Annotated in this window: 1 rRNA gene; it reads left to right on the top strand. The window is 53.2% G+C overall.

What is annotated here, in order from left to right:
* Positions 1 to 1,317 (top strand): 23S ribosomal RNA (locus OIF33_RS17035); the annotation flags it as partial.

Below are 1,317 nucleotides of genomic sequence, written 5' to 3'. Positions count from 1 at the left end.
ACGGAACCGAAGTACATGATTCCACGCTGCCAAGAAAAGCGTCTAGAGAGAGAAGTAGTGCCCGTACCGCAAACCGACACAGGTAGGTGAGGAGAGAATCCTAAGGCCGGCGGAAGAATTACAGTTAAGGAACTCGGCAAATTGACCCCGTAAGTTCGCGAGAAGGGGTGCCTACGAGAGTAGGCCGCAGAGAATAGGCCCAAGCAACTGTTTAGCAAAAACACAGGTCTCTGCTAAAGCGTAAGCTGATGTATAGGGGCTGACGCCTGCCCGGTGCTGGAAGGTTAAGGGGAACACTTAGCGCAAGCGAAGGTGTGAACTTAAGCCCCAGTAAACGGCGGCCGTAACTATAACGGTCCTAAGGTAGCGAAATTCCTTGTCAGGTAAGTTCTGACCCGCACGAATGGCGTAATGACTTGGGCACTGTCTCAACTGTAAATCCGGCGAAGTTGTAGTGCGAGTGAAGATGCTCGCTACCCGCGATTGGACGGAAAGACCCCGTAGAGCTTTACTGTAGCTTAGCATTGAGTTTTGGTATTGTCTGTACAGGATAGGTGGGAGACTAGGAAACCAGGGCGTCAGCCTTGGTGGAGTCATCCTTGGGATACCACCCTGACAGTACTGAAATTCTAACTGGCGGCCATGAATCTGGTCACAGGACATTGTTAGGTGGGCAGTTTGACTGGGGCGGTCGCCTCCTAAAAAGTAACGGAGGCGCCCAAAGGTTCCCTCAGAACGGTCGGAAATCGTTCGTAGAGTGCAAAGGCAGAAGGGAGCCTGACTGCGACACCCACAAGTGGAGCAGGGACGAAAGTCGGGCTTAGTGATCCGGTGGTACCTCGTGGGAGGGCCATCGCTCAACGGATAAAAGCTACCTCGGGGATAACAGGCTGATCTCCCCCAAGAGTCCACATCGACGGGGAGGTTTGGCACCTCGATGTCGGCTCGTCGCATCCTGGGGCTGAAGTAGGTCCCAAGGGTTGGGCTGTTCGCCCATTAAAGCGGCACGCGAGCTGGGTTCAGAACGTCGTGAGACAGTTCGGTCCCTATCCGTCGCGGGCGTAGGAAATTTGAGAGGAGCTGTCCTTAGTACGAGAGGACCGGGATGGACTGACCTCTGGTGTACCAGTTGTTCTGCCAAGAGCACAGCTGGGTAGCTAAGTCGGGAATGGATAAACGCTGAAAGCATCTAAGCGTGAAGCCAACCTCAAGATGAGATTTCCCATAGCGTAAGCTAGTAAGATCCCTTGAAGAACACAAGGTTGATAGGTCGGGGGTGTAAGCATGGTAACATGTTCAGCTGACCGATACTAATAG

The organism is Clostridium sp. LIBA-8841, from assembly GCF_034439435.1.
In the GTDB taxonomy this organism is placed as follows: Bacteria; Bacillota; Clostridia; order Clostridiales; family Clostridiaceae; genus Sarcina.
This window is presented reverse-complemented; position numbering and strand designations above follow the sequence as displayed.